The sequence below is a fragment of the Falsirhodobacter sp. 20TX0035 genome (genome assembly GCF_028307215.1).
Classification (GTDB): Bacteria; Pseudomonadota; Alphaproteobacteria; order Rhodobacterales; family Rhodobacteraceae; genus Falsirhodobacter.
Genome location: NZ_JAQMHV010000001.1, coordinates 214,405 through 239,310, shown reverse-complemented (window position 1 = coordinate 239,310; position 24,906 = coordinate 214,405). Strand labels below are relative to the sequence as shown.

At 66.1% G+C, this 24,906-nt stretch carries 29 protein-coding genes, 1 tRNA gene and 1 riboswitch; of the genes, 20 read left to right on the top strand and 10 right to left on the bottom strand.

Going from position 1 to position 24,906, the window contains the following annotated elements; translation table 11 throughout:
• Positions 1 to 2: 2 nt before the first annotated feature.
• From PIJ50_RS01250 to PIJ50_RS01240, 3 genes are all read right to left on the bottom strand, one after another.
• On the bottom strand, positions 3 to 761 hold the full coding sequence (locus tag PIJ50_RS01250) for an LbetaH domain-containing protein (RefSeq protein WP_271971992.1): 759 nt from the start codon (positions 759 to 761) through the stop codon (positions 3 to 5).
• A gap of 520 nt (positions 762 to 1,281) precedes the next feature.
• Positions 1,282 to 1,357 (bottom strand) — tRNA-Phe (locus PIJ50_RS01245).
• 104 nt (positions 1,358 to 1,461) lie between these two features.
• Positions 1,462 to 2,325, bottom strand: a complete 864-nt coding sequence (locus PIJ50_RS01240; RefSeq protein WP_271971990.1) for a hypothetical protein — start codon at positions 2,323 to 2,325, stop codon at positions 1,462 to 1,464.
• A gap of 122 nt (positions 2,326 to 2,447) precedes the next feature.
• On the opposite strand from PIJ50_RS01240, the gene miaB reads away from it, so the two are divergent.
• The 11 genes from miaB to PIJ50_RS01185 all read left to right on the top strand — a co-directional run bounded on the left by miaB (position 2,448) and on the right by PIJ50_RS01185 (position 12,066).
• A complete protein-coding gene (miaB, locus tag PIJ50_RS01235) occupies positions 2,448 to 3,743 on the top strand; it encodes a tRNA (N6-isopentenyl adenosine(37)-C2)-methylthiotransferase MiaB (RefSeq protein ID WP_271971988.1) in 1,296 nt (431 codons plus the stop codon).
• Between the two features lie 107 nt (positions 3,744 to 3,850).
• The gene (locus PIJ50_RS01230) at positions 3,851 to 4,861 is read left to right on the top strand and encodes a PhoH family protein (RefSeq protein WP_271971987.1); all 1,011 of its coding nucleotides are present in this window, start codon (positions 3,851 to 3,853) and stop codon (positions 4,859 to 4,861) included.
• Positions 4,845 to 5,342: an rRNA maturation RNase YbeY gene (gene ybeY / locus PIJ50_RS01225; RefSeq protein ID WP_271971985.1), complete on the top strand. Its 498-nt coding sequence runs from the start codon at positions 4,845 to 4,847 to the stop codon at positions 5,340 to 5,342. Before PIJ50_RS01230 ends, ybeY begins: the two co-directional genes overlap by 17 nt.
• An 85-nt stretch (positions 5,343 to 5,427) precedes the next feature.
• Positions 5,428 to 6,324, top strand: a complete 897-nt coding sequence (locus tag PIJ50_RS01220; RefSeq protein WP_271971983.1) for a hemolysin family protein — start codon at positions 5,428 to 5,430, stop codon at positions 6,322 to 6,324.
• Between the two features lie 52 nt (positions 6,325 to 6,376).
• Positions 6,377 to 7,819: an apolipoprotein N-acyltransferase gene (gene lnt, locus PIJ50_RS01215; RefSeq protein ID WP_271971981.1), complete on the top strand. Its 1,443-nt coding sequence runs from the start codon at positions 6,377 to 6,379 to the stop codon at positions 7,817 to 7,819.
• A 35-nt stretch (positions 7,820 to 7,854) separates the two neighbouring features.
• Positions 7,855 to 7,903: riboswitch (SAM-SAH riboswitch) on the top strand.
• Between the two features lie 7 nt (positions 7,904 to 7,910).
• Positions 7,911 to 9,077 carry a methionine adenosyltransferase gene (metK, locus tag PIJ50_RS01210; protein WP_271971979.1) on the top strand — a complete coding sequence of 389 codons (1,167 nt, stop codon included), beginning with the start codon at positions 7,911 to 7,913 and terminating at the stop codon, positions 9,075 to 9,077.
• Between the two features lie 54 nt (positions 9,078 to 9,131).
• The gene (locus PIJ50_RS01205; protein ID WP_271971977.1) at positions 9,132 to 9,614 is read left to right on the top strand and encodes a PTS sugar transporter subunit IIA; all 483 of its coding nucleotides are present in this window, start codon (positions 9,132 to 9,134) and stop codon (positions 9,612 to 9,614) included.
• A 33-nt stretch (positions 9,615 to 9,647) separates the two neighbouring features.
• A complete protein-coding gene (trmD, locus tag PIJ50_RS01200; protein ID WP_271971975.1) occupies positions 9,648 to 10,451 on the top strand; it encodes a tRNA (guanosine(37)-N1)-methyltransferase TrmD in 804 nt (267 codons plus the stop codon).
• Between the two features lie 56 nt (positions 10,452 to 10,507).
• Positions 10,508 to 10,891, top strand: a complete 384-nt coding sequence (gene rplS, locus PIJ50_RS01195; RefSeq protein WP_271971974.1) for a 50S ribosomal protein L19 — start codon at positions 10,508 to 10,510, stop codon at positions 10,889 to 10,891.
• An 11-nt stretch (positions 10,892 to 10,902) separates the two neighbouring features.
• Complete coding sequence (gene rpmE / locus PIJ50_RS01190) at positions 10,903 to 11,124, top strand: 50S ribosomal protein L31 (protein ID WP_271971972.1); 222 nt, start codon at positions 10,903 to 10,905, stop codon at positions 11,122 to 11,124.
• 132 nt (positions 11,125 to 11,256) lie between these two features.
• Positions 11,257 to 12,066 carry a division plane positioning ATPase MipZ gene (locus tag PIJ50_RS01185; RefSeq protein ID WP_271971970.1) on the top strand — a complete coding sequence of 270 codons (810 nt, stop codon included), beginning with the start codon at positions 11,257 to 11,259 and terminating at the stop codon, positions 12,064 to 12,066.
• Here PIJ50_RS01185 and PIJ50_RS01180 read toward each other — a convergent pair.
• Positions 12,063 to 12,383 carry an ArsR/SmtB family transcription factor gene (locus PIJ50_RS01180; RefSeq protein WP_271971969.1) on the bottom strand — a complete coding sequence of 107 codons (321 nt, stop codon included), beginning with the start codon at positions 12,381 to 12,383 and terminating at the stop codon, positions 12,063 to 12,065. The genes PIJ50_RS01185 and PIJ50_RS01180 overlap by 4 nt on opposite strands.
• Positions 12,384 to 12,597: 214 nt before the next feature.
• Here PIJ50_RS01180 and PIJ50_RS01175 point away from each other — a divergent pair, with 214 nt between their 5' ends.
• The 5 genes from PIJ50_RS01175 to PIJ50_RS01155 all read left to right on the top strand — a co-directional run bounded on the left by PIJ50_RS01175 (position 12,598) and on the right by PIJ50_RS01155 (position 15,150).
• Positions 12,598 to 12,933, top strand: a complete 336-nt coding sequence (locus PIJ50_RS01175) for an AtpZ/AtpI family protein (RefSeq protein WP_271971967.1) — start codon at positions 12,598 to 12,600, stop codon at positions 12,931 to 12,933.
• Positions 12,934 to 12,936: 3 nt separating this feature from the next.
• Positions 12,937 to 13,689: a F0F1 ATP synthase subunit A gene (locus tag PIJ50_RS01170; protein ID WP_271971965.1), complete on the top strand. Its 753-nt coding sequence runs from the start codon at positions 12,937 to 12,939 to the stop codon at positions 13,687 to 13,689.
• A gap of 48 nt (positions 13,690 to 13,737) precedes the next feature.
• Positions 13,738 to 13,971, top strand: a complete 234-nt coding sequence (locus tag PIJ50_RS01165) for a F0F1 ATP synthase subunit C (protein ID WP_128253405.1) — start codon at positions 13,738 to 13,740, stop codon at positions 13,969 to 13,971.
• Between the two features lie 77 nt (positions 13,972 to 14,048).
• Positions 14,049 to 14,588: a F0F1 ATP synthase subunit B' gene (locus PIJ50_RS01160; protein WP_271971964.1), complete on the top strand. Its 540-nt coding sequence runs from the start codon at positions 14,049 to 14,051 to the stop codon at positions 14,586 to 14,588.
• Positions 14,589 to 14,592: 4 nt separating this feature from the next.
• A complete protein-coding gene (locus PIJ50_RS01155; protein ID WP_271971962.1) occupies positions 14,593 to 15,150 on the top strand; it encodes a F0F1 ATP synthase subunit B in 558 nt (185 codons plus the stop codon).
• 51 nt (positions 15,151 to 15,201) lie between these two features.
• Here the strand turns inward: PIJ50_RS01155 and PIJ50_RS01150 are convergent, their stop codons facing one another.
• Entirely contained in the window at positions 15,202 to 15,867 is a 666-nt protein-coding gene (locus tag PIJ50_RS01150) for a YiaD family glycine zipper/OmpA-like lipoprotein (protein WP_271971960.1), read from the bottom strand.
• A gap of 51 nt (positions 15,868 to 15,918) precedes the next feature.
• Entirely contained in the window at positions 15,919 to 16,761 is an 843-nt protein-coding gene (locus PIJ50_RS01145; RefSeq protein ID WP_271972922.1) for a methylated-DNA--[protein]-cysteine S-methyltransferase, read from the bottom strand.
• A gap of 78 nt (positions 16,762 to 16,839) precedes the next feature.
• Between PIJ50_RS01145 and nth the strand changes: the two genes are divergently transcribed.
• Positions 16,840 to 17,484, top strand: coding sequence for an endonuclease III (nth, locus tag PIJ50_RS01140; protein WP_271971948.1), 645 nt, complete (start codon positions 16,840 to 16,842; stop codon positions 17,482 to 17,484).
• Positions 17,481 to 18,473: an adenosine kinase gene (locus PIJ50_RS01135; RefSeq protein ID WP_271971946.1), complete on the top strand. Its 993-nt coding sequence runs from the start codon at positions 17,481 to 17,483 to the stop codon at positions 18,471 to 18,473. The genes nth and PIJ50_RS01135 overlap by 4 nt, the downstream gene beginning before the upstream one ends.
• Here the strand turns inward: PIJ50_RS01135 and PIJ50_RS01130 are convergent.
• Complete coding sequence (locus PIJ50_RS01130; protein ID WP_271971944.1) at positions 18,470 to 19,288, bottom strand: sulfotransferase family protein; 819 nt, start codon at positions 19,286 to 19,288, stop codon at positions 18,470 to 18,472. The two genes, PIJ50_RS01135 and PIJ50_RS01130, sit on opposite strands and share 4 nt — an antisense overlap.
• 110 nt (positions 19,289 to 19,398) lie before the next feature.
• On the opposite strand from PIJ50_RS01130, the gene PIJ50_RS01125 reads away from it, so the two are divergent.
• The gene (locus PIJ50_RS01125; RefSeq protein WP_271971942.1) at positions 19,399 to 20,976 is read left to right on the top strand and encodes a DUF5928 domain-containing protein; all 1,578 of its coding nucleotides are present in this window, start codon (positions 19,399 to 19,401) and stop codon (positions 20,974 to 20,976) included.
• Complete coding sequence (locus PIJ50_RS01120) at positions 20,973 to 21,332, top strand: histidine triad nucleotide-binding protein (protein ID WP_271971941.1); 360 nt, start codon at positions 20,973 to 20,975, stop codon at positions 21,330 to 21,332. Before PIJ50_RS01125 ends, PIJ50_RS01120 begins: the two co-directional genes overlap by 4 nt.
• A gap of 18 nt (positions 21,333 to 21,350) precedes the next feature.
• Here the strand turns inward: PIJ50_RS01120 and polA are convergent, their stop codons facing one another.
• The 3 genes from polA to PIJ50_RS01105 form a co-directional block, all read right to left on the bottom strand.
• Positions 21,351 to 24,140, bottom strand: coding sequence for a DNA polymerase I (gene polA, locus PIJ50_RS01115; protein WP_271971939.1), 2,790 nt, complete (start codon positions 24,138 to 24,140; stop codon positions 21,351 to 21,353).
• Positions 24,141 to 24,201: 61 nt separating this feature from the next.
• Positions 24,202 to 24,387, bottom strand: coding sequence for a zinc-finger domain-containing protein (locus tag PIJ50_RS01110; RefSeq protein WP_271971938.1), 186 nt, complete (start codon positions 24,385 to 24,387; stop codon positions 24,202 to 24,204).
• A 57-nt stretch (positions 24,388 to 24,444) separates the two neighbouring features.
• Complete coding sequence (locus tag PIJ50_RS01105) at positions 24,445 to 24,900, bottom strand: DUF1285 domain-containing protein (protein WP_334212710.1); 456 nt, start codon at positions 24,898 to 24,900, stop codon at positions 24,445 to 24,447.
• Positions 24,901 to 24,906: the final 6 nt, after the last annotated feature.

Genomic DNA, 24,906 nt, shown 5'->3' with positions numbered 1-24,906 from the left:
GATCAGCTCCTGTCCGGAGGGGTCGGGAATCCGGCAAAGGCGCCCGGACGGCGGGGCCGGTCTTCGGCCCTCGGTCCCGCAACGGTGGTGTGGGCCGGGACGGACCGGGTGACGATCGCGCCCGCCGCCACGACCGCGCCGGCCCCCACCTCGATGTTTCCGATCAAAAGGGCGCCCGCCCCGATCACCGCGCCTTCGCGGACCTTCGGATGGCGATCCGCCCCCCGGTCGGACAGGTTGGAGCCGAGGGTGACGCCGTGCCACAGGCTGACGCCCGCCTCGATCACGGCGGTCTGCCCGATGACGAGGCCGAGCCCGTGATCGAACCACACCTCGCGTCCGATCCGCGCCTGGGGCAGCAGGTCCACGCCCAGCGCCCGCGTGAACTGCGCCTTCACCGCCATCGCGAGGGATCGACGGTTCGCGCCGAACAGCGCATGGGTCAGCCGGTGCGACAAGAGCGCGTGCAGGCCATGGGCGAAATGCAGCGTGCCCGCAAGGCCGCCGGGATCCACGTCACGGGTGGCACAGGTGGTGATGTCCGACAGCACAAGCTCGGCCAGCCGGGGATCCGAAAACACCTCGGTCGCCAGTCGCAGGACGCTGGCCCGCGCAGGCCCTTCGGGCAGGCAGGCCGCCAGCGCCGACGCCACGGGATGGTCGGTGCGTGGGTCGCAGCCCAGCAGCGCCGCAAGCTCCGGCTCACCCTCGAACATCTCGACCGAGGCGTCACGCAGATCGGTCATGGCAAGCACGGTCATGGCCTCCCCTTTTTCAACAGGCTTGCAGATGAGCTGGCGCTCATCAACCTGCATCTTCCCTCGGCCGGAACAAGGGCGTGCTTCCCGTGCCGCCGCCAGTGCCCATAGGAGAATCGTTCAACCATCGCGCGGAACCCACCGACGAAAAGGAAGATCAGGATTAGAAAGTCCGCTAACCCTTGATCCGGACGGTGTCGATGGGGTCGAAGCAAAGGCCGATCAGCGTTACCTGATGCTGGCTGGGGGGCAGACAGCAGCCCGGCGAGTCCCGATCGCCCGGCCGCACCGTTCGAAACTTGTCATGGGATCGACAAGGCCGAAGCCGAGGGCGCGGAACCATTCGACTGGGGCGCAAAACAGTGACAGCGCCCGGCCAACAAAACGGACGACCTTGCCCGCTGTCCGAGAGCACCATCCCAGCCTTACCCAGACGCGCCTTTGGCGGGGCAGGCCAACACAAAGCACCCGATGGCATGAAGCTCATCTCGGCAGGGGTGATCGTATTTCATCAGGACAAGAATGGTGCCCGGAGACGGGGTCGAACCGCCGACACACGGATTTTCAATCCGTTGCTCTACCAACTGAGCTATCCGGGCACTTTCGCGGCGCGCCGCGTTTGGTGTGGGTCTGATAAGCGAGTGGCGCGGGGCTGTCCAGAGGGTTTTGACAGATTTTTGGCGCCCTCATTCGGCCCCGGATGTCACACCCACTGCCCGGGTTCCAGAAGGCCCAGATCCATCAGCTGCTGCGAGTCCCAGCGAAAGGGCACGGAGTAATGCCAGCGGAAATCCTTCACCTCGCGGCGCGACCCGGGATTGGTGCGCAGGGCCTTCGCTGCGCGGAACGAGCAGACGGCCGTGGTCGCGTTGTGGTGCCAAGGGCAGGAATAGGTGTTGTATTCCTCGTCGTTGAAGGTGAAGTCGGGGCGCATCTCCAGCCCCGCCTTGGCCTGGAACAGGCTGACGCGGTCGATGCGGCGGCGGTGATAGGGGACGTGCTCCTCGAACCGCCAGCGCAGGCCGCCGTAGAAGTCCATCTGCCGGTCCTTGTGCTGAAAGCCGTTCAGCGGATCCTCGCGTCCCAGCGCGTAATAGCCGGCGCGGTCCAGATGCGCGTCCTCGGCCGATACGCCGTCAGGATGGGCGTTCAGGTCCGTCGCGTAGAGGTCCACCACGTAGGTGAGGAAGGAATAGCGCCGTTCCTCGGTGTGGAAGGCGATCAGTTCGCGCACGTCGCGCGTTTCGCAGAAGGGATAGAACAGGTATTCGCCGTTGAAGCAGTAGTGAAACCATACGCCCGGCGCCGCCGCGATCAGCCGGTTCATGGCGCGCGGCATCGCGTCTTCCGCATGCACGTCATAGGTCACGCGGTGAACGGGGGCCTCGTCCTCGGGGGCGACGCGAATCTCGTCATGGGTCAGCAGCAGCACACAGGGAAAGCCCAGCATCCGCGCATGCGCGAGCGAGGATCCGACCTCGGTCTCGTCCTCGGCCATTATGACTGCGACAGGGCCCTTGCGAAATACGTTTGCGCCAATCACCTCATCCAGATTGCGGTAACGCATTCATTCATCCATTGCCGTTTCGGGGCCAAGATGGCGGAAGCCGTTGGGGCAGGGCAAGACCTTCGATTGCGATCGGCGATGTTTTTCGGTTAGACACGCCGTCATCCCACGAAAGAGCGATCATGGCCGACGCGAAGAAACTGTTCATCAAGACCTACGGTTGCCAGATGAACGTCTATGACAGCGAGCGCATGGCCGAGGCCATGGGCGGGCAGGGCTATGTCGTGACCGACCGGGCCGAAGACGCGGACATGGTCCTGCTGAACACCTGCCACATCCGGGAAAAGGCGTCCGAGAAGCTGTATTCAGACCTTGGCCGGCTGCGGCCGCTGAAGCGGAAGAACCCCGACATGAAGATCGGCGTGGCCGGCTGCGTGGCGCAGGCCGAAGGCGCGGAGATCATCCGCCGCATGCCGATGGTCGATCTGGTGGTGGGGCCGCAAAGCTATCACCGGCTGCCGGACATGGTGCAGGGCAAGGGTCCGGCCGTGGACACCGATTTCCCGCCCGAGGACAAGTTCGACCACCTGCCGCAGCGCAAGGCCCTGCGCGGCCCGACCGCCTTTCTGACGGTGCAGGAAGGCTGCGACAAGTTCTGCGCCTTCTGCGTCGTGCCCTACACCCGCGGGGCGGAGGTCAGCCGCGCGCCGCAGCGCCTTCTGACTGAGGCGCGCGATCTGGTGGAACGCGGCGTGCGCGAGATCACGCTGCTGGGCCAGAACGTCAACGCCTATCACGGCGACGACTGGACGCTGGCGCGGCTGATGCGCGAACTGGCCCGGATCGACGGGCTGGAGCGGATCCGCTACACCACCAGCCATCCCAACGACATGGACGACGCCCTGATCGCCCTGCACGGAGAGGAGCCGAAGGTGATGCCCTATCTGCACCTGCCGGTGCAGTCGGGATCGGACCGCATCCTGAAGGCGATGAACCGCAAGCACACGGCCGACGCCTATGTCCGTCTGATCGAACGCATCCGCGCGGCGCGGCCGGACATCCTTCTGTCCTCGGACTTCATCGTGGCGTTTCCGGGGGAAACGGAGGCCGATCACCGCGCCACCGTAGACCTGATTCGCGAGGTGGGCTATGGCGCGGCCTTCACCTTCAAGTATTCCGCCCGCCCCGGCACCCCCGCCGCCGAAAAGCCCGAGCTGCCCGGAGAGGTGGGCGACGCCCGCCTGCAGGAGGTACGCGACCTGATCATCGACCAGCAGCGCGCCACGCAGGAGGCCATGGTCGGGCGCGAGGTCGGGGTGCTCTACGAAAAGCCGGGCCGGTGGGCGGGGCAGATGGTCGGCAAGTCCGACCACCTGCACGCCGTCCACGTGACGGACCCCGCCGCGAAGGTGGGCGATCTGGTGCGCGTGCGGATCACGGAAAGCACCGCGAACTCGCTGGCCGGGGTGCGGGTCTAGGGTCCGGCGGCGCGACTTTCGGGAACGCGGGCGCAAAACGCTTGCCTCGGGGCCCTGCGGCCCCCACATTCAAGGTATAGCTTCACGCCTGCAGTAAGGAGATCTCCTTGGGCATCAGTGCGCTGACTTCCCCGAAACGTCCGGAAGACGCCGTGGAAACCGTTCTGGAATTTTCCGACAACCGTCTTCTGATCGACCTGTGCGGCGAATACGATCGCCACCTGGCCAAGATCGAACAGCAGATGGGGGTTCACATCCTGCGGCGTGGCAACCGTCTGGCCATCGTGGGCGAAAAGGCCTCGCGCGATCAGGCGGAGGCGGTGCTGAACGGCCTCTACGCCCGACTGGAAGCGGGCAAGGGCCTGGCCGCGGGCGATGTGGACGGCGCGCTGCGCATGTCCGCCCCCGTCTTCGGCGACACGGTCGAGCAGATGGAGATGTTCCAGCCCGGAAAGTACGAGATCCGCACCCGCAAGAAGCCGGTGGAGCCGCGGACCGAGGCGCAGAAGGCCTATGTCGCGCATCTGTTCGACCACGAGATGGCCTTCGGCATCGGTCCCGCCGGCACGGGCAAGACCTATCTGGCCGTGGCCGTGGGCGTGACCATGCTTTTGTCCGGCGCGGTGGAGAAGATCATCCTGTCGCGTCCCGCGGTGGAGGCGGGGGAGCGCCTCGGCTTCCTGCCCGGTGACATGAAGGAGAAGGTCGATCCCTACATGCAGCCGCTTTACGACGCGCTGAACGACTTCCTGCCGCAAAAGCAGCTTCAGAAGCTGATGGAGGACAAGAAGATCGAGATCGCGCCCTTGGCCTTCATGCGCGGCCGCACCCTGTCCAACGCCTTCGTGGTGCTGGACGAGGCGCAAAACGCGACGACCATGCAGATGAAGATGTTCCTGACCCGTCTGGGCGAAGGGAGCCGCATGGTCATCACGGGCGACCGGACGCAGGTCGACCTGCCGCGCGGCACCGCCTCGGGCCTTGCCGATGCGGAACGCATCCTGAAGAACGTGAAGGGCGTGTCCTTCAACTACTTCAACTCCAAGGACGTGGTGCGTCACCCGCTTGTGGCGCGGATCATCGAGGCGTATGAAGCCGCCGATGGAACCGCTGGTTGACACAGTCATAGAAGACGACCGCTGGGAGGCCTTCGGCCTCCCGGCCCTTGCCACGCGCGCGGCGGAGGCCACCTTCGCCGCGCTGGGCGTTCACGGCGTGACGCTGGCCCTGATGGGCTGCGACGACGCCGAGATTTCCGAGCTGAACGCCCAGTTCCGCCAGAAGGGCAAGCCCACCAACGTGCTGTCCTGGCCGTCCGAGGATCGGGCCGCGGGAGAGCCGGGGGGCATCCCCGACCTGTCGGGCGGCGACGAGGACGACCCGGACGAGCTGGGCGACATCGCCATCGCCTGGGAAACCTGCATGGCCGAAGCCGCCGATCAGAAGAAGACGCCCGAGGATCACGTGACACATCTGGTCGTGCACGGAATCCTGCATCTTCTGGGCTACGACCATGTCGAGGACGCGGATGCCGAACTGATGGAGTCCACCGAGACCAGGATTCTGGCCACATTGGCCATTTCCGACCCCTACGCCTGAACGTCGGACCCTTGCCAGACAGGCCGCCCGTGCCCCATATTGGCCGTGACGCCGCCGGACGGCGTTGCATCCGACAGAAGGACACATGGGCAGTAGCATCGACGGCTCTCCTGCGGCGCAGGGCGCGCAGGACACCGCAGAGGACGATCAACAGCGCGACGTTGCGGACGTCGCCCTGGACGAGCGGGACAATCGCGGCTTTTTCGGACGGCTGTTCGGGGCCTTCGCCCCCGGCGAGGACCGTGACGCCGCCGCCGACGCGCCGGAAGAACATCACGGCATCGCCAACCTTCGCCGCCTGCGGGTGGACGACGTGGCGGTCCCCAAGGCCGAGATCAAGGCCGTTTCCATCGACATCGGCCTGAAGGAACTGGTCGCGGTGTTCCGCGAGGAGGGATATTCCCGCCTGCCGGTCTATGAAAACTCGCTCGACAATCCGCTGGGCATGGTCCTGCTGAAGGATCTGGCGCTGCGGCACGACTTCACTTCGCACGAACCTTTCGATCTGCGCACGCTTCTGCGTCCGATCATGTTCGCGCCGCCTTCGATGACGGCGGCCGTGCTCTTGCAGAAGATGCAGCGCGAACGGATGCATCTGGCGCTGGTGATCGACGAATATGGCGGGGTCGACGGCCTTGTCACGATCGAGGACTTGATCGAGACCATCATCGGCGAGATCGACGACGAGCATGACGAGGTGGCCGGCGCTCTTTGGGTGCAGGACAAGCAGGGCAACTACATCGTGCAGTCCCGCGCCTCCCTCGACGCGTTCGAAAAGGCCACGGGGCTGGAACTGCGGCGCGAGGACGACGACGAGGACGTGAACACCATCGGCGGCCTGATCTTCGTGCGCGCCGGCCGCGTGCCCCGCAAGGGCGAGGTGGTGGAGCATGAGTCGGGCGCCCGGTTCGAGGTGCTGGACGGCGATCCCCGCCGCATCAAGCGTCTGCGCGTCCATCTGCCCGAGGTGCAGCCCGCTTGACGCGCCCCCGGCCGGGGGCCACAAGCGGCACGTCTGGCGACGGAGGCTTGTGATGTGGCGTTTCCCCGGCTGGCCGCGCATGGGCGTGGCCTTTGCCCTTGGTGGCGTGATGGCGACGGGACAGGCTCCCCTTGGCTTCTGGTGGTTCACGCTGGCGGGGCTGGCTGGTCTTTGCGCCGTGCTGGTCCGCGCCGAAGGCTGGCACGCGCGGGCCTGGACCGGCTGGTTCGCGGGGGCCGGCTATTTCGCGCTGGCGCTGAACTGGATCATCGAACCTTTCCTGGTCGATCCTTGGACCTATGGCTGGATGGCCCCCTTCGCGGTGGTGCTTTTGTCCTTCGGGCTGGCGCTGTTCTGGGCGCTGGCGGCGGGGGTTTCCCGCGGTCCCCTGATCTTCGCCGTGGCCCTCACCGCGGCGGAGTTTGCGCGCGGCCATGTGCTGACCGGCTTTCCTTGGGCGCTGCCGGGGCATGTCTGGATCGGCTGGGCGCCGTCGCAGCTGGCGGCCTGGGTTGGGCCCACGGGGCTGACGCTGATGACCGCGCTGATGGCGGCCCTGCCGGTGGCCCTGCGTTGGAAGGGCGTGGCCCTGTCGGCGGTTCTGCTGGCCGGAGCCTTCGGTCTGGGCCTGTGGCGGCTGGACCAGCCGGACCCGGCGGGCACGGGGCGCATCGTGCGGATCGTGCAGCCCAACGCGGCGCAGGCCATGAAATGGGATCCGGACCGCGCGGCCATGCTGTTCCGACGCTCGCTGGACCTGTCGGCCGCCCCGGGGCCCAAGGATCTGGTGGTCTGGCCGGAGACTGCTGTCCCCTATCTTCTGGATGATTACGTCGCGCAGGAGATCGGCCTTGCCGCGGGCGTACCCGCCGCCGTCGGCATCCAGCGCACGGAAGGGCCAATGGCCTTCAACTCCCTCGCCGTGGTGCAGCCGGACGGGCGGGTGACGCAGGTCTATGACAAGCATCACCTTGTGCCGTTCGGCGAATACATGCCCTTCGGCGACACGCTGGCGCGCATCGGCATCTCGGCCTTTGCCGCCCGTCTGGGCAACGGGTACACGGCGGGGCCGGGCCCCCACGTGCTGGATCTGGGGGCCTTGGGCAACGCGCTTCCCCTGATCTGCTACGAGGCGGTGTTCCCGCAGGACGTCCGCGCCGACACCCGTCCGGGCTGGCTGCTGCAGATCACGAACGACGCGTGGTTCGGCACGCTGACGGGCCCCTACCAGCATCTGGCGCAGGCCCGCCTGCGCGCGATCGAACAGGGCCTTCCCATGGTGCGCGCGGCCAACACGGGCGTGTCGGCGATGATCGACGCGAAGGGCCGGATCCTGTCCAGCCTCCCGCTGGGGGAGGCGGGGCATCTGGACGCCGAACTGCCCGCGGCACTGCCGCCGACGCTTTACGCGCGCTTCGGCGAAGGGCCGGTTCTGGCCGTTCTGGCGTTGCTGGCGGGGGGCTTGGTGGCGCTGCGGCGGAAAAGGCGCGGTTGACCCTCGCCCCCGCGCGATATAGCGATGCGGTCATCGAACCGTCACAACGGCTTCCTGGCGTGACGGGGATATCCCAACGGAGCACACTTCCATGTCGCGCAAGAACTACACCTTCACCTCCGAATCCGTGTCGGAGGGGCATCCCGACAAGGTTTGCGACCGCATCTCGGATGCGATCCTCGACGCCTTCCTGACCGAGGAGCCGAACGCACGGGTGGCGTGCGAGACCTTCGCCACCACGGATCAGGTGGTCGTCGGCGGGGAAGTGGGGCTGACCGACAAGGACCGCCTGCACGAGCACCTGGGCAAGATCGACGCCATCGTGCGCGAGTGCGTGAAGGACATCGGATACGAACAGGACAAGTTCCACTGGAACACCCTGCGCGTGCTGAACCTGCTGCACCCCCAGTCGGCCCATATCAGCCAGGGCGTGGACAAGGACGGCGCCGGTGATCAGGGCATCATGTTCGGCTTCGCCGTCGACGAGACGCCGGATCTCATGCCCGCGCCGATCCAGTACGCCCACGCGATCCTGCGCCGTCTGGCCGAAGCCCGCAAGTCGGGCGCCGAACCCACGCTGGGACCGGACGCGAAATCGCAGCTGTCCCTGCGCTACGAGGATGGAAAGCCGGTGGAGGTGACCTCCATCGTGCTGTCGACGCAGCACCGCGACATCGGCCAGACCAGCGCCGACATCCGCGCCATCGTGGAGCCCTACATCCGCGAAACCCTGCCGCAGGGTTGGCTGACCGAGAAGACGGAATGGTGGGTCAACCCGACCGGCACCTTTGTCATCGGCGGGCCGGACGGCGACGCGGGCCTGACGGGCCGCAAGATCATCGTGGACACCTATGGCGGGGCCGCCCCGCATGGTGGCGGCGCGTTTTCGGGCAAGGATCCCACCAAGGTGGACCGTTCGGCGGCCTATGCCGCGCGGTATCTGGCCAAGAACGTCGTGTCGGCCGGAATGGCGTCGCGCTGCACCATCCAGATCTCCTACGCGATCGGCGTGGCGAAACCCCTTTCGGTCTATGTGGACACGCATGGCACGGGCGAGGTGGATGCCGCCGCGATCGAACGCGCGATCCCCAAGGTCATGGACCTGTCGCCCCGCGGCATCCGCGAACATCTGCAACTGAACCGTCCCATCTACGCCCGCACGGCCGCTTACGGTCATTTCGGCCGCGCGCCGGAAGCCGATGGCGGCTTCAGCTGGGAACGCACCGATCTGGTCGAGGCGCTGAAGCGCGCCGTCTAGGACCCTTCCGCCATCCCGGTCACGGGGTGGCGTTCACGTTTCAACGGGATGTGCATGACGCTCTCCGAACTGATCCGGCCCGAAGGGCTGCTGCTGGACATCGAGGTGTCCGACAAGGCCGCGCTTCTGGACCTTCTGGCCGACCGTGCCGCCCAGGTTTTCGGACTGGACCGCGACCTTGTCCTGTCGAAGCTGTCGAAGCGGGAGGAGCTGGGCTCCACCGGAATCGGCCATGGCATCGCCTTGCCCCATTGCCCCTGCACCCGGATCGACGCGCCGGCCCTGCTGTTCGCCCGCCTGAAGCCCGCGATCGAGTTTCAGGCCGTGGACGAACGCCCCGTGGATCTTGTCCTGATGCTGCTTCTGCCCAAGGGCAGCGCGGCCCAGCATCTGCCCGTCCTGTCCATGGCGGCCCGCGTGCTGCGCCAGCCCGACGTGGCCAAGGCCCTGCGCCACGCCACCGCGGAGGAGATTCCGGCCATCTTCCACCGCGCCGCCGCGACCGTGGACGAGGAAAAGCGCAGCGCCGACCTCTAGACCGGCCGGCGAAAGGCGGCTAGAGGCGATGGGATGAGCATTCCAACGAAATCCCACGGCCGCCTCGCGATCAGCGCCTCGACCAAGCCGCGCGACCTGATGGCGGATGTCCGCGTGCAGGGCGCGTGGCGGGCGAAGATCATCACCCTGTTCCCCGAGGCGTTTCCCGGCACGCTGGGCCTGTCGCTGACTGGCAAGGCGCTGGATTTCGGGCTGTGGGCGCTGGAAACGATCGACCTGCGGACCTTCGGCGAAGGCCGGCACCGCAACGTGGACGACACGCCCGCGGGCGGCGGAGCGGGGCTGGTGATCCGTCCCAACATCGTGGCCAAGGCGCTGGACGCCGCGGCGGAACCGGCAGGTTGGCCGGTCGTCTACCTATCGCCGCGCGGCAAACCCTTCGATCAAGCCATGGCGCAGCGCTGGTCCGAAGGGCCGGGCGTCACGCTTCTGTGCGGCCGGTTCGAGGGCGTGGACCAGCGCGTGATCGACCATTACGGGATCGAGGAGGTCTCCCTGGGCGACTTCGTCATGACCGGGGGCGAGATCGCGGCACAGGCCTTGATTGACGCCACGGTTCGACTTATACCGCGCGTCATCGGGAATCACGCGTCCACCGAGGAGGAATCCTTCTCGGATGGACTTTTGGAATTTCCGCAATACACGAAACCTTCGGTCTGGCAGGACCGCGAGATACCGGAAGTGCTTCTGTCCGGCCATCACGCGAACATCTCCCGCTGGCGGAAGGACATGGCCGAAAGGCTGACAAAGGAACGCAGGCCTGATCTCTGGCGGGCTTACTGTGCGCGGCACGGTAGGGACCCGGGCGAAGACTGAGAGCTCTCGGGCGGCATCACCATCGTGGAAAACCACGAGATTTGAAAGGACACGCGATGAACCTGATCGCACAGATCGAGGCGGAGCAGATTGCCGCCCTCGGCAAGACCATCCCGGATTTCAAGGCCGGCGACACCATCCGCGTCGGCTACAAGGTGACCGAAGGCACGCGCACCCGCGTACAGGCCTATGAAGGCGTCTGCATCTCCCGCAAGGGCGGCGCCACGCTGGCCGCTTCGTTTACCGTTCGCAAGATCTCGTTCGGCGAAGGCGTGGAACGTGTGTTCCCCCTCTACTCGACCAACATCGAGACGATCGAAGTCGTGCGCCGCGGCCGTGTGCGCCGCGCGAAACTGTACTACCTTCGTGCACGTCGTGGCAAATCGGCCCGTATCGCCGAAGACACCACGTACAAAACCAAGAACGCCGTCGAAGCGTAAGGACCGGAAAGATGAAAAACGACATCCATCCCGACTATCACTTCATCAACGTCAAGATGACGGACGGCACGGTCTACCAGGTCCGTTCGACCTGGGGCAAGGACGGCGACCAAATGGCGCTGGACATCGACCCGCTGGCGCACCCCGCATGGACCGGCGGCACCAGCCGCCTGATGGACACCGGCGGCCGCGTGTCCAAGTTCAAGAACAAATACGCCGGTCTGGGCTTCTAAGAATCGGAAAAGGGCGCGGGAACACCGCGCCCTTTGTCTTTGGGCCACACCCCGTGGCCCTTCCGCCGCCCGCCCCTTGCGCGAAGGGCTGCCAGCCGCTAGCCGATTTGACAGGCCAGAGAGGGTGGTTTCGTGGCGCACATCATCGTCGTCGGCAATGAGAAGGGCGGGTCGGGCAAGTCCACCACCTGCATGCATGTGGCCACGGCGCTGGTGCGCATGGGCCACCGGGTGGGCGCGCTGGATCTGGACGTCCGCCAGCGCAGCTTCGGCCGCTACATCGAAAACCGTGCGGCCTTTCTGGCCCGAGCGGGGATCGAGTTGCCATCCCCCCGCTATCTGGTCCTGCCCGAGATCGACGAGGCCGAGGTGGGTCCGGACGAAAACATCCTGGACCGCCGTCTGGCCCTTGGCGTCGCGCAGTTGGAGCCGGTATCGGACTTCATCCTGATCGACTGCCCCGGATCCCACACACGCCTCAGCCAGGTGGCCCACACGCTGGCCGACACCCTCATCACCCCCCTGAACGACAGCTTCATCGACTTCGACCTGCTGGCCCGGATCGACCCGGAAACGGGCAAGGTCAAGGGTCCGTCGATCTATTCCGAGATGGTGTGGAACGCGCGGCAGTTGCGGGCGCAGGCGGGGCTGAAGCCGATCGACTGGATCGTGCTGCGCAACCGCCTGGGCGCCCAGCAGATGCACAACAAGAAGAAGGTCGGCGCCGCGCTGGAGGATCTGTCCAAACGCATCGGCTTCCGCGTGGCCCCCGGCTTTTCCGAACGCGTGATCTTCCGCGAGCTGTTTCCCCGCGGGCTGACGCTGCTGGACCTGAAGGACACGGGCGTGGAAACCCTCAACCTTTCCAACATCGCAGCGCGGCAGGAGGTGCGCGATCTGGTGGCGGAACTGCAACTGCCCGGCGTGACGGTGACCTTCTAGCCGAGTTCGGCCTTCAGGAAGCGTTCGAAGGCGTCCAGATCCATCGGATCGAACTGCCCGAACCCCTGCATCCAGACCGAGGCGCGGCGCAGCGCGTCCGGTTCCAGCCGACACCAGCGCACGCGACCGTGTTGTTCCTGCGTGACCAGTCCTGCGGCGACGAGCACCTGCAGGTGCTTGGAAATGGCGGCCAGCGACATCTGGAAGGGGGCCGCCACGTCCGACACGGCCATGTCGTCCTCCAGCAGCATCGACAGGATCGCCCGCCGGGTCGGGTCCGCCAGGGCGGCAAAGATAAGGTCGAGCGGTTCCGGCATCCGGTCATCTTGCCCGATGCGATGAAGGGGCGCAACGCGCGACGATCAACCGCCCGGTTTAGGGACTCCGGGGGCCGGCGGGTGCGACATTCTGGCACATCAGCTGCCAGGGGAGGGTTTCGCCATCGGATCAGGAGGTTAGGGGCGCCCGGCCTTCCTTGACTTGAAGGGGAGGGGGCAGTAGCAACGCTTCAACTGTCACAGGGACGTGTTCATGGCGGACGACCCCGATCCGGAGCGGCTGCGCGCACTCGAGGCGCGCCTTGCCAAGGCGAAGGGCTCGGCCGTGCCGAAGCGGACCGGAAAGGCGGGCGAGGCGTTCTCGGCGGGCGAGATTGGTTGGCGCATGATCACCGAACTGGTGGCCGGGCTGCTGATCGGGTTCGGCATCGGCTATGGGCTGGATGTGCTGCTGGGAACCTTGCCGCTGTTTCTGATCCTCTTCACGATGCTGGGCTTTGCCGGCGGCGTGCGGACCATGATGCGGACGGCGCAAAGCGTGCAGTCGAAGGAAAAAACGGACGGCGACGTCCGGAAGCGAGAGGAATAGGGCGTGGAGACGGAAACGGCAGCAGGCGGTTTTGCCATCCATCCGATGGATCAGTTCATTGTCCGTCCGCTGTTCAGCGACGGTCCGGTCCAGTGGTACACCGTCACCAACGTGACGCTGTGGCTGGCGCTGGCCGTGCTGTGCGTGGCCGCGCTGATGATCTTCGGCACGCGCCGCCGCGCGCTGGTTCCCAGCCGCAGCCAGTCCATGGCCGAGATGGCCTACGGCCTCGTGCACAACATGGTCGAGGAAGTGACCGGCCCCGAGGGCGTGAAGTACTTCCCCTATGTCATGACGCTGTTCATGTTCATCCTGTTCGCCAACCTCCTGGGCCTCATCCCCGCCTCGTTCACGACGACCAGCCACGTGGCCGTGACCGTGACGCTGGCGCTGATGGTCTTCGTGGGCGTCACCGTCCTCGGCTTTGTGCGTAAGGGGCCGGGCTTCCTGAAGATGTTCTGGGTCGAGTCCGCGCCGCTGCCGGTGCGCCCCGTTCTGGCCATCATCGAACTGATTTCCTACTTCGTGCGCCCCGTCAGCCATTCCATCCGTCTTGCGGGCAACCTGATGGCCGGCCACGCCGTGATCAAGGTGTTCGCGGGCTTTGCCACCATGGCGATCCTGTCGCCGGTCGCCATCGGCGCCGTGACCGTGATCTACGGTCTGGAAACGCTGGTCGCGGTCGTCCAAGCCTATGTTTTCACCATTCTGACCTGCGTCTACCTGCGTGACGCGGTGGCGGACAATCATCACTAACGGGCACTGATGGGTCCAAACCCTCTGCCAATCCAAGGAGACACGGATATGAACGAACTCGCAATGATGGGCCAATACATCGGTGCTGGTCTGGCTGCGATCGGTTGCGGCGCCGCCGGTATCGGCGTCGGCCACATCGCCGGCAACTTCCTGTCGGGCGCCCTGCGCAATCCGTCGGCGGCCGCCGGCCAGATGGCGAACCTGTTCGTCGGCATCGCGTTTGCCGAAGCTCTGGGCATCTTCGCCTTCCTGATCGCCCTGCTGCTGATGTTCGCCGTCTGATCCAAGGCGCGACGATCCTTTGGCCGAGGGGGCTTTCCGCCCCTTCGGCCTGATCCTTGACGCCGCGGAGGGAATTCATGGAACATCAAGTTCAAGACGTGGCGGAAGCCGCGCACGGCGAGGCCCCTCATGCTGCGGGCATGCCGCAACTGGACTTCTCCAGTTGGCCGAACCAGATCTTCTGGTTGCTGGTCGCTCTGGTAGCCATCTACCTGCTGCTGACGCGTGTGGCCCTGCCACGCATCGGTTCGGTCCTGTCCGAACGGCGCGGCGCGATCACCAACGACCTGCTGGCTGCGGAAGAGCTGAAGCAGAAAGCCAAGGACGCCGAAACGGCGTATGAGGCGGCCTTGGCCAAGGCGCGCGCCGAAGCCCAGGGTATCGCGGCGGACGCCCGTGCCGCGACCGACGCCGATCTGGCCGACGCCATCGCCCGGGCCGATGCGGAGATCGCCGCACGCGTGGCCGTGTCCGAAACCCGGATCGGGGAGATGCGGGCCGGCATGCAGCAAAGCGTGACGGAGGTCGCGACGGACACTGCGGCCGCGCTGGTCGCCGCCCTTGGTGGCCGCTCGGACGGAATCGATGCGGCTGTCGCCAGCCATGTGAAGGTGTGACGTGATGAAGACGCTTTCCATCCTTCTCGCGCTGACCGCCACGCCGGCGCTTGCGGCGACCGACGCGCCGTTCTTCTCGCTCTACAACACGAACTTCACGGTCGGCATCGCCTTCCTGATCTTTGTGGGCATTCTTTTGTGGGCCAAGGTTCCGGCCCGGATCACGTCGATGCTGGACAAGCGTTCGACCGACATCCGGAGCGAGCTGGAAGAGGCCCGCGCCCTGCGCGAGGAAGCCAAGGCGCTGCTGGCCTCGTACGAGCGCAAGCAGAAGGAAGTGATCGAGCAGTCGGAGCGTATCGTCGCGAAGGCCCGTCAGGACGCGATCCACGCCTCGGAACAGGCCAAGCTGACGCTGCAGGACACGGTCGCACGCCGGATCAAGGGCGCTGAGGATCAGATCGCCGCCGCCGAAGCCGGCGCCATCAAGGAAGTGCGAGAACGTGCGATCCAAGTGGCCGTCGCGGCGGCGCGGGACGTGCTGGCCCGGCAGATGACGCCGGAAAGCCGTTCGGCCTCCATCGATGCGTCGATCGATCAGGTCGGCCAGAAGCTGCACTGACCCGAACCTTCGGATCATGAAAAAGGCCGGTCTTTCGACCGGCCTTTTTGCTTAGCGCTGGATCGGGCGGATGACGATGTCCACCCGGCGGTTCTGGGCGCGCCCTTCGGCCGTCGCGTTCGACGCGACCGGCTGGCTCAGCCCCATACCGTAGGAGGAGATGCGGTTCGCCGGCACGCCGTTGCGGATCAGCACCTGTGCCACGGCCGAGGCGCGACGCTCGGACAGGGCCTGGTTGTAGGCGGCGCTGCCGGTGTTGTCGGTGTGGCCCGCGATCTGGATGGTGGAGCTGGGATACTGCACCAGGTTGCGCGACACAGCCTGAAGGTCGGCCTGCAGATCGGCGCGCAGGTTGGAGCTGTCGGTGGCGAACAGCAGGTCCTGCGGCATGTTCACCACAAGCTCGTTCCCCGTGTTCGTCACGTTGATGTTGGAGCTGGTGGAGGCGCGCAGCTGCGCCGCCTGACGGTCCAGCTCGGCACCGGCCGCGCCGCCCAGGATGCCGCCGACGATCGCGCCACCGGCGATCTTCGCCGCGCGATCCTCACCCGACTGCGCGCCAAGGGCGCCGCCGATGATGGCGCCGGTCAGGGCGCCCATGTTGGTTTTCTGGTTGGCCGCGCCACCCGGGCCCACGCCGGTGCCATAGGGGTCGTTGCAACCGGCAAGGGCGACAAGGCCCACGGTGCCAAGGAAAAGGGGAAGTTTGAAGTTCATTCTGACGCCTCGTATCTCGCGTTCACGCCAATGCGTGGGCATATCGCTATATCAACGTCGCACGCTTTCCGATAGTTCCGCTGTCACATCGGCGGCATCGCGCCGAGCGGCTTCATGCGCCAACATCGCGCGCTTGCGCGTCAGCCCCCAGTGATAGCCGCCAAGCGCCCCGGTCTTGCGCACCGCGCGGTGGCAGGGGATCAGCCAGCTGATCGCGTTGCGCCCGATGGCCGTTCCCACGGCACGGACGGCGGTCGGCTGGCCGATGGCGGTTGCGATGTCCCCATAGGTCGTCACTTGACCGGAAGGGACCGACAGCAGCGCCTCCCACACCTTGATCTGAAAGGGGCCGCCCATCAGGTGAAGGCGCGTCGGCCGTCCGGCAAAGGCGGCCTCGGCCAGCACGGCGACCGACCCGTCCTCCTCATACACCGCGCGCGGCCAGCGGCGAGCCAGATCGGTGAAGGCGTCGAAACCGGGGTCCGTGAACCCGATCCCGCAGATGCCCCGCGCCGTCGCCATCACCACCGCTTCGCCGAAGGGGGAGGGGGTGCGCGTCCAGCCGATCCGCAGCCCGGCGCCGGCGCGGGCGTAGTCGCCGGGGCTCATCCCCTCCCACCGCAGGAACAGGTCGTGCAGGCGTCCGCCGCCGGACAGGCCCGCCGCATGACTCGCCTCCAGCACCGGGGTCTGCGCGGCCAGAAGGTGACGCGCATGATCCAGCGCCAGATATTGCGCGAATCGCTTGGGCGACACCCCCACCCAGGCCGAGAAGACGCGCTGGAAATGCGCCGGCGACAGGCCCGCCACCGCGGCCACCTCCTCCAGCGACAGGTCGGGGCGGTCGGCGATGGCGTCCAGGGCACGGGCGATGATGGCGTAATGATAGGACATGGCCCGAAGATACGCCCGCGCCCGCAACGGGGCGACCCGAATCTTGCGGCTTCGCGGGCGGGCTGTCATACCGTCGCCATGGCACGCCAGCTTCCCTATCAGACCATCAAGGCGATCTTCACCCGCCTGCACGAGATCGAGCCGGAGCCGAAGGGCGAGCTGGATCACGTGAACGCCTACACGCTGGTCGTGGCGGTCGCACTTTCGGCGCAGGCCACGGATGCGGGCGTCAACAAGGCGACCAAGCCCCTGTTCGCTCAGGTGACGACGCCCCAGCAGATGCTCGACTTCGGAGAGGAGCGGCTGCTGGAGGCGATCAAGACCATCGGCCTGTTCCGCCAGAAGGCGAAGAACGTCATGAAGCTGAGCCGGATCCTAGTGGAGGAGTATGGCGGCGAGGTCCCGTCATCTCGCGCCGCCCTGCAGACCCTGCCGGGGGTGGGGCGCAAGACGGCGAATGTTGTCCTGAACATGTGGTTCCACCAGCCGACGCAGGCTGTGGACACCCACATCTTCCGCGTGGGCAACCGGACCGGCATCGCCCCCGGCCGCGACGTGGACGCGGTGGAGCGGGCGCTGGAGGACCATGTGCCCGCCCAGTTCGCCCTGCACGCCCACCACTGGCTGATCCTGCACGGGCGCTACATCTGCATCGCGCGAAAACCCAAATGCGGCATCTGCCCCATCTATGAACACTGCGCTTACGAGGATAAAACGGCATGAAGAAGTATCACGTGACGGGCATCGGCAACGCCATGGTCGATGTGCTGGCGCGCACCGATGATGCGTTTCTTCAGGATCACGGCATCGGCAAGGGCGTGATGCAGTTGATTGACCGCGACCGCGCGGTGGAGCTGTACGCCCATATCGGCCCCGCGCGCGAAGTGTCGGGCGGGTCGGCCGCGAACACGATCGCGGGCATCGCGCATCTGGGCGGGCCCACGGCCTATATCGGCAAGGTGCGCGACGACCAGCTGGGCGCCATCTTCGCCCACGATCTGCGCGCGCAGGGCGCCACGTTCGAGACGCCCATGGCCAGCCGTGACACGGTGCAGGAAACCGGCCGCTGCCTCGTCTGCGTCACCCCGGACGGGGAGCGTTCGATGAACACCTATCTGGGCGTGTCCGAATTCCTCGGCCCCGAGGACATCGACGTGGAGATGGTGGCCCAGTCCGAATGGATCTATCTGGAAGGCTACCGCTTTGACGGGCCCGACAGCCACGCGGCGTTCGAAAAGGCCATTCGCGCCTGCAAGGCTGCTGGCGGGCGCGTGGCGCTGACGCTGTCTGATCCCTTCTGCGTGGACCGGCACCGGGACGCCTTCCGCCGCCTGATCGAAGAGGATGTGGACCTTCTGTTCGCCAACCGGGCCGAGATCCTGTCGATGTACGGCACGGACGATCTGGACACCGCCTTGGCGGCCGCCGCGGCGCAGGTCGGCATCCTTGCCTGCACGGACAGCGAAAAGGGTGCGCATGTCCTGTCAGGCGGCCAGCGCTGGCACATCCCGGCCCTGCCGACCGAAATTCAGGACGCGACAGGGGCGGGCGATCTGTTCGCGGCGGGCTTCCTGTGGGGGATCACCAACGGCCACGGGCTGGAGGAGGCGGGACGCATGGGCTGCATCGCCGCGTCCGAAATCATCAGCCATGTCGGCGCGCGGCCGGAACAGGACCTGAAGGCCCTGTTCCATCAGCACGGGCTTCTTTAGTCGCCCAGACGGCGGTGGACCTCTTTCAGGTCCACCTCGGACTTCGGCAGCTTGTTGGCCGGGTTGTCGAAGTCGTATTTGAACAGCTGAAAATCCTTGCGGTAGATTTCCCACATCAGGTGCATCGACATGTCGTCGAAGTAATCTTCCACCGGGTGGGCGCGCTTGGGGCCGTGGCCTTCGGATTCGTTGAAGCGCGGGATCGTCTTCAGGTCGATCTCGTGCTGCGGCTCCATCGCGTTCAGGACCTTCTGCATCCCGTCGTTGAACTTCTCGGTGAAGAAGATCTGGTCGTACTTGCCGCCGTTCACGATAAAGGTCGCGATGTGGCCCGACATGGCCGACCAGTGGATGTCCGGGTCCATCGGCTTCTTGAAGCGGATGGTGTCGCGGGCGAACAGCAGGAAGCGGCGGAAGCTCTTGATCTGGTCGAATTCCTCGGTCCCGTCGGGGCCGCCGACCTCGATCCCGTATTTCTGGATCAGAAGGGGCACGAGGTTGCCGCGATACCGCTTTCCGTTGCGCTGGATGCCGCAGATCTTGTCGAAAAAGGACGACAGGATGCGCGTGTAGGGGTTGCGCACGCAGGTGAAGGTCACGCTCTTGTGCTTGTAAACGTTCGCTTCGATCAGCGGCTGGCTTTCGGCCTGCGACCACTTGTGCAGCCCGCCCGTCGAATCGTGGATGTCACCGTCGAAGAAGCGGCCATGATCGGTGTAGAACATGATCTGCCCGATGGTGGAGCAGGCGCATTTCGGCACGACGCGATACACGACGCTTTCGCTTTCGGTCATCCACGTTCCTGGAAATCCCATCACCTTCTCCCGCTCCGGTACTTGCCGGACAAGCAAAAGCAGAGGACGCGGGACTTTTCAATCGCCCAGAAAGCGATTTAAATGATTTCGTTGGAACATCGGGACGGCACATGGCGAAGATCGCGTTCATTCTGCTTTGTCACAAGGATCCGGCGGGGATCATCGCGCAGGCGCAACGGCTGACGGCGACGGGCGATTTCGTCGCCATCCACTTCGACCGCCGCGCGAGCCCGGAGGATTACGCCCGCATCCGCAGCGCGCTGGCGGGCAATCCGGGCGTGGCCTTCACGCGCAAGCGCGAAAAGTGCGGCTGGGGCGAATACAGCCTGGTCGCAGCCACCCTTCTGGCCACCCGCACGGCCGAGGAATCCTTTCCGGAAGCTACCCATTTCTACATGCTGTCGGGCGACTGCATGCCCATCAAGTCGGCCGAATACGCCAAGGCCTTTCTGGACCGGGACGATGTCGACTACATCGAATCCTTCGACTTCTTCAAATCGGACTGGATCAAGACCGGCATCAAGGAGGAACGGCTGATCTACCGCCACTACTTCAACGAACGCAACCGCAAGGCGCTGTTCTACGGTTCGCTCGCGTTGCAGCAGAAGATGGGCCTGTCGCGCCCCATCCCGGCGGGGCTGGAGATCCAGATCGGCAGCCAGTGGTGGTGCCTGCGCCGCCAGACGGTGGAGGCGGTCCTGCAATACTGCGACAGCAACCCCAACGTGCTGCGCTTCTTCTCCACCACCTGGATCCCGGACGAGACGATGTTCCAGACGCTGGTCCGCCACGTCGTCCCCGACTACCAGATCCGCACGCGCACGCTGACGTTCCTGATGTTCTCGGACTACGGGATGCCTCTCAGCTTCTACAACGACCATTACGACCTGCTGTTGTCGCAGGATTACCTGTTCGCGCGCAAGATCAGCCCGCAGGCCTTGCAGCTGAAGGAACGGCTGGGCCAGCTTTGGGCGAAGGAAGGCACGGATTTTTCCATCTCGAACGAAGGGCGGACGCTTCTGACCTTCCTGCGCCAGCGCGGCCGGATCGGCCGGCGGTTCGCCCCCCGCTTTTGGGAAACCGAGGCGAGCATCGGGCGCGACCGGCAGCTGACCATCGTGATCTGCAAGAAGTGGCACGTGGCCAAGCGCTTCGTCGACAAGGCCGAGGAGGTGCTGGGCGTCAAGGCGATGCACTACCTTTTCAACGAGGCCGACACCCCGCTGCCCGCCTTGGGCGGGATCGAGACGACGCTGGCCAAGCGCACCCGCCACCGCCGGGCGCTGCTGCGCATGCTTTACGATTACTGGAAGACGGACCGGATGATGATCTGCCTCGATCCATCCTCCATCGACCTGATCCACGATTTCGTCAGCGACAAGGCCGTGGTGCGGATCATCGAGCTGGAATGCGAATTCGACAACGACTACCTGACGGGCCACGCCCGTCGGGTGGGCCTTGCCGGCGACCAGACCCCGGTGGAAACGCTGGAACGGATCATCCCCACGATCCGCTACGACTTCCGCTTCGAAAGCGACCGCATCCGCGACGCGGGCTTCGGCCGCCACCGCCGGCTGCGCCAGAAGCTGTCGCCCGAACAGAACGCGGTGGCGCTGGCCGACCTGATGGGCGTGTCCGAGGATCAGGCGCTCCAGATCACCTCCACCCATTACCTCTTCATGGATTGATCATGGCCTATGACGACCAGAACATCTTCGCCCGCATCCTGCGCGGCGAGATCCCCAACAAGACCGTGGCAGACAGCGACCACACGCTGGCCTTCCACGACATCGCGCCGCACGCGCCGCACCACGTCCTGGTGATCCCGAAGGGCGCCTACGTCGATTTCGCCGACTTCGCCGCCCGCGCCACGGCCGAGGAGATGGTGGATTTCCACCGCACCGCCGCCCGCATCTGCGAGGACTTCGGCGAAGGCTACCGCGTCATCTCGAACTCCGGCGCGCACGGGGGGCAGGAGGTGCCGCATTACCACCTGCACATCCTCGCTGGGCGCCCGCTGGGGCCGATGCTGACGCGTGCCTGACGCCCCGGGGCCGCGGCCTCAGTGGGCCGCGGCCCAGTTCGGGCCACGCCCCGCATCCACGGTCAGCGGCACGGACAGCTTCACCGCCGGATCGGCCGCACCCTCCATCACCTCGCGCGCGCGGGCGATGAGGGTGTCGGCCGCGCCTTCCTCCACCTCGAACAGCAGTTCGTCATGGACCTGCAGCAGCATGGTCGCGGGCAGCCCCGCGATGGCCTTGGGCATCCGGATCATCGCGCGGCGGATGATGTCGGCGGCCGTCCCCTGGATCGGCGCGTTGATCGCGGCGCGGCGGGCGAAGCCCGCGCCGGGGCCGCGGGCGTTGATCTCGGGCGTGTTGATGCGGCGGCCGAACAGGGTCTGGACGTGGTTGTTGGCCTTCGCGAAGGAGATCGTTTCGTCCATGTAGGTGCGGATGCCGGGGAAACGTTCGAAATACCGGTCGATGAATCCCTGTGCGTCGGCGCGCGGAATGCGCAGGTTCCGGGCAAGGCCGAAGCCCGAGATGCCGTAGATCACCCCGAAGTTGATCGCCTTCGCCTGACGGCGGATCATCGGGTCCATGCCTTCCAGCGGCACGTTGAACATCTCGGACGCGGTCATGGCGTGGATGTCGTGCCCTTCGCGGAACGCATCCTTCAGGGCGGGGATGTCGGCGATGTGCGCCAGGATCCGCAGCTCGATCTGGCTGTAGTCGAGGCTGACCAGAACCTTGCCCGGCCCCGCCACGAAGGCCTCGCGGATGCGGCGGCCTTCCTCGGACCGGACGGGGATGTTCTGCAGGTTCGGATCGGTCGACGCCAGCCGCCCCGTGTTCGCCCCGGCGATGGAATAGGACGTGTGCACCCGTCCCGTGTCCGGGTGGATGTGGTCCTGCAAGGCGTCGGTATAGGTCGATTTCAGCTTGGAGATCTGGCGCCAGTCCAGCACCCGTGCGGGCAGGTCGTGCCCTTCGGCGGCCAGATCCTCAAGGATATCCGCGCCCGTGCCATAAGCGCCGTTCTTGCCCTTCACGCCGCCTTGCAGCGACATCTCGTCGAACAGGATCTCGCCCAGCTGCTTCGGGGATCCGATGTTGAAGGGGCGACCCGCGAGCGCGTGGATCTCCTCCTCCAGCATGGCCATCTTCTGGGCGAAGGCGTTCGACATGCGGGACAGGGTGTCGCGGTCCACGCGCACGCCCGCCATCTCCATGTCGGCCAGAACGGTGACCAGAGGGCGCTCCAGCGTCTCGTAGACCGTGGTCACGCGGTTGCGGTGCAGCTGCGGCTTGAACATCTCCCACAGGCGCAGGGTGACGTCGGCATCCTCGGCCGCGTAGGGTGTGGCCTTGTCCAGCGGCACGTGGTCGAAGGTGATCTGGCTTTTTCCGGTCCCGATCAGTCCCTTGATCGGGATGGGGGTGTGGCGCAGGTACTGCTCGCTCAGCGCGTCCATGCCGTGGTTGTGCAGGCCCGCATGCAGGACGTAGGACATCAGCATCGTGTCGTCGACCGGTGCCACGTTGATGCCGATCAGCGCCAGCATCTTGCAGTCGTACTTGGCGTTGTGCGCGATCTTCAGGATCGACGGATCCTCCATCACCGGCTTCAGCTGCGCCAGCACCTCGGCAATCAGCATCTGGCCTGGCACCAGCTCCGCCCCGCCGAACAGATCGTCCGTGCCGCTGCGATGGGCCAGCGGGATGTAGCAGGCCCGCCCCGCCGTGACGCAAAGCGAGATGCCGACCAGATCGGCCCGCATCTCATCGAGGCCCGTCGTCTCGGTGTCGAAGGCCACGTGGCCCGCGTCGCGGATCAGGGCGATCCATTCGGCCAGCTGTGCAGGCTCCGTCACGGTTTCATAGGCGGCGTGGTCGAAGGGCAGGGCCTCGCGCTCCTCCGTCTCCACCACGGGGGTGGGGGCGAGGGGCAGGGGGGCGTCCACGCCGCGCTTTTCGGCCACGCGCCTGGTCAGCGTGCGGAACTCCATCGCGTTCAGGAAGTCGATCAGCCCTTCGTCGGGCTCGCGGATCTCCAGGCTTTCCAGCGTGAAATCCAGCGGCGTGTTGCAGTCCAGTTCCACCAAGCGTTTCGACACGCGGATCTGGTCGGCGAAATCGGTCAGGACCTGACGACGCTTGGGCTGCTTGATCTCGCCCGCCCGCTCCAGCAGCGTTTCCAGATCGCCATATTCCTGGATCAGCAGGGCGGCGGTCTTGATGCCGATGCCGGGCGCGCCGGGGACGTTGTCCACCGAATCGCCGGCCAGCGCCTGCACGTCCACCACGCGGTCGGGCCCCACGCCGAACTTCTCGAACACCTCGTCCCGGCCGATGCGCTTGTTCTTCATCGGGTCCAGCATTTCCACGCCGTCGCCGACCAGCTGCATCAGGTCCTTGTCCGAGGAGATGATCGTCACCCGCCCGCCCGCGTCCCGCGCCTTGCAGGACAGGGCCGCGATGATGTCGTCGGCCTCGTAGCCTTCCGTCTCGATGCAGGCGATGTTGAAGGCGCGGGTCGCCTCGCGCGTCAGGGGGAACTGGGGCTTCAGGTCTTCCGGCAGGTCGGGGCGCTGGGCCTTGTAGGCGGGATAGATCTCGTTTCGGAAGGTTTTCGACGAATGGTCGAAGATCACGGCCACATGGGTCGGCGCGTCCCCGGACTTCGCATCCTCCACATAGCGGAAGAGCATGTTGCAAAAGCCCGCGACCGCCCCGATGGGCAGCCCGTCGGACTTGCGCGTCAAGGGCGGCAGCGCGTGATAGGCGCGGAAGATGAAGGCCGATCCGTCGATCAGGTGCAGGTGGTGGCCGCTGCCGAAAGTCATGGGTCCGCTCCTTCATATCCGTGTGGGGGATATGGCACGAAGCGGGTCCGCCTTCCACCCGTCAGTGATCGCCCGTCGCGTGGTCGCGGTCGATCACGAACCGCTTGTCGCAATAGCCGCATTCGACGAAGCCCTTGTCTTCCGGGATCGTCAGCCAGACGCGGGGATGGCCCAGCCCTCCTTCGCCGCCGTCGCAGACGACCTTCCAGCGGGTGACGGTCTGGGTTTCCGGCGGGGGAATGGGCATGTGGCGGTGTCTCCTTGCTGGCCGTATTCTATCGTGGACCGCGCCAGCTTCAAGCGGTCAGAGGTCGAGATCCCCCGCCGGGCACAGCCCCACAAAGGCGCCGCCGCTGCGAAGGCCGAACGCGTCGCCCTCCACCTCGCCCCGCTCGGCCAGCCGGTAGAAGGTCTTGCGGTCGATCCGCCCCTCCATCCCGCCGCGCACGGGGGCATAGGGCACGCCTCCGGCCATCCGCAGCGCGGACAGCGGCGCCTCGTCCCCCAGGGATGTGGTCAGCACGATCCGGTCCCCGTCCTCATGCATTTTGGTGATGACGAAGGGCACGTCGTCGACCGTGATGCCCACCTTCTCCACGGGGGTGACAAGGAAATAGGCGTCCCCCTCGCGCTTCAGGACGTTGGCGAACAGGCGCACCATGGCCGGGCGGGTGATCGGGCGGCCTTCGTGGTGCCAGTCGCCGTTCCGGTCGATCCGCAGGTCGATGTTCCCGCAAAAGGGCGGATCCCACAGATGCACGGGGGC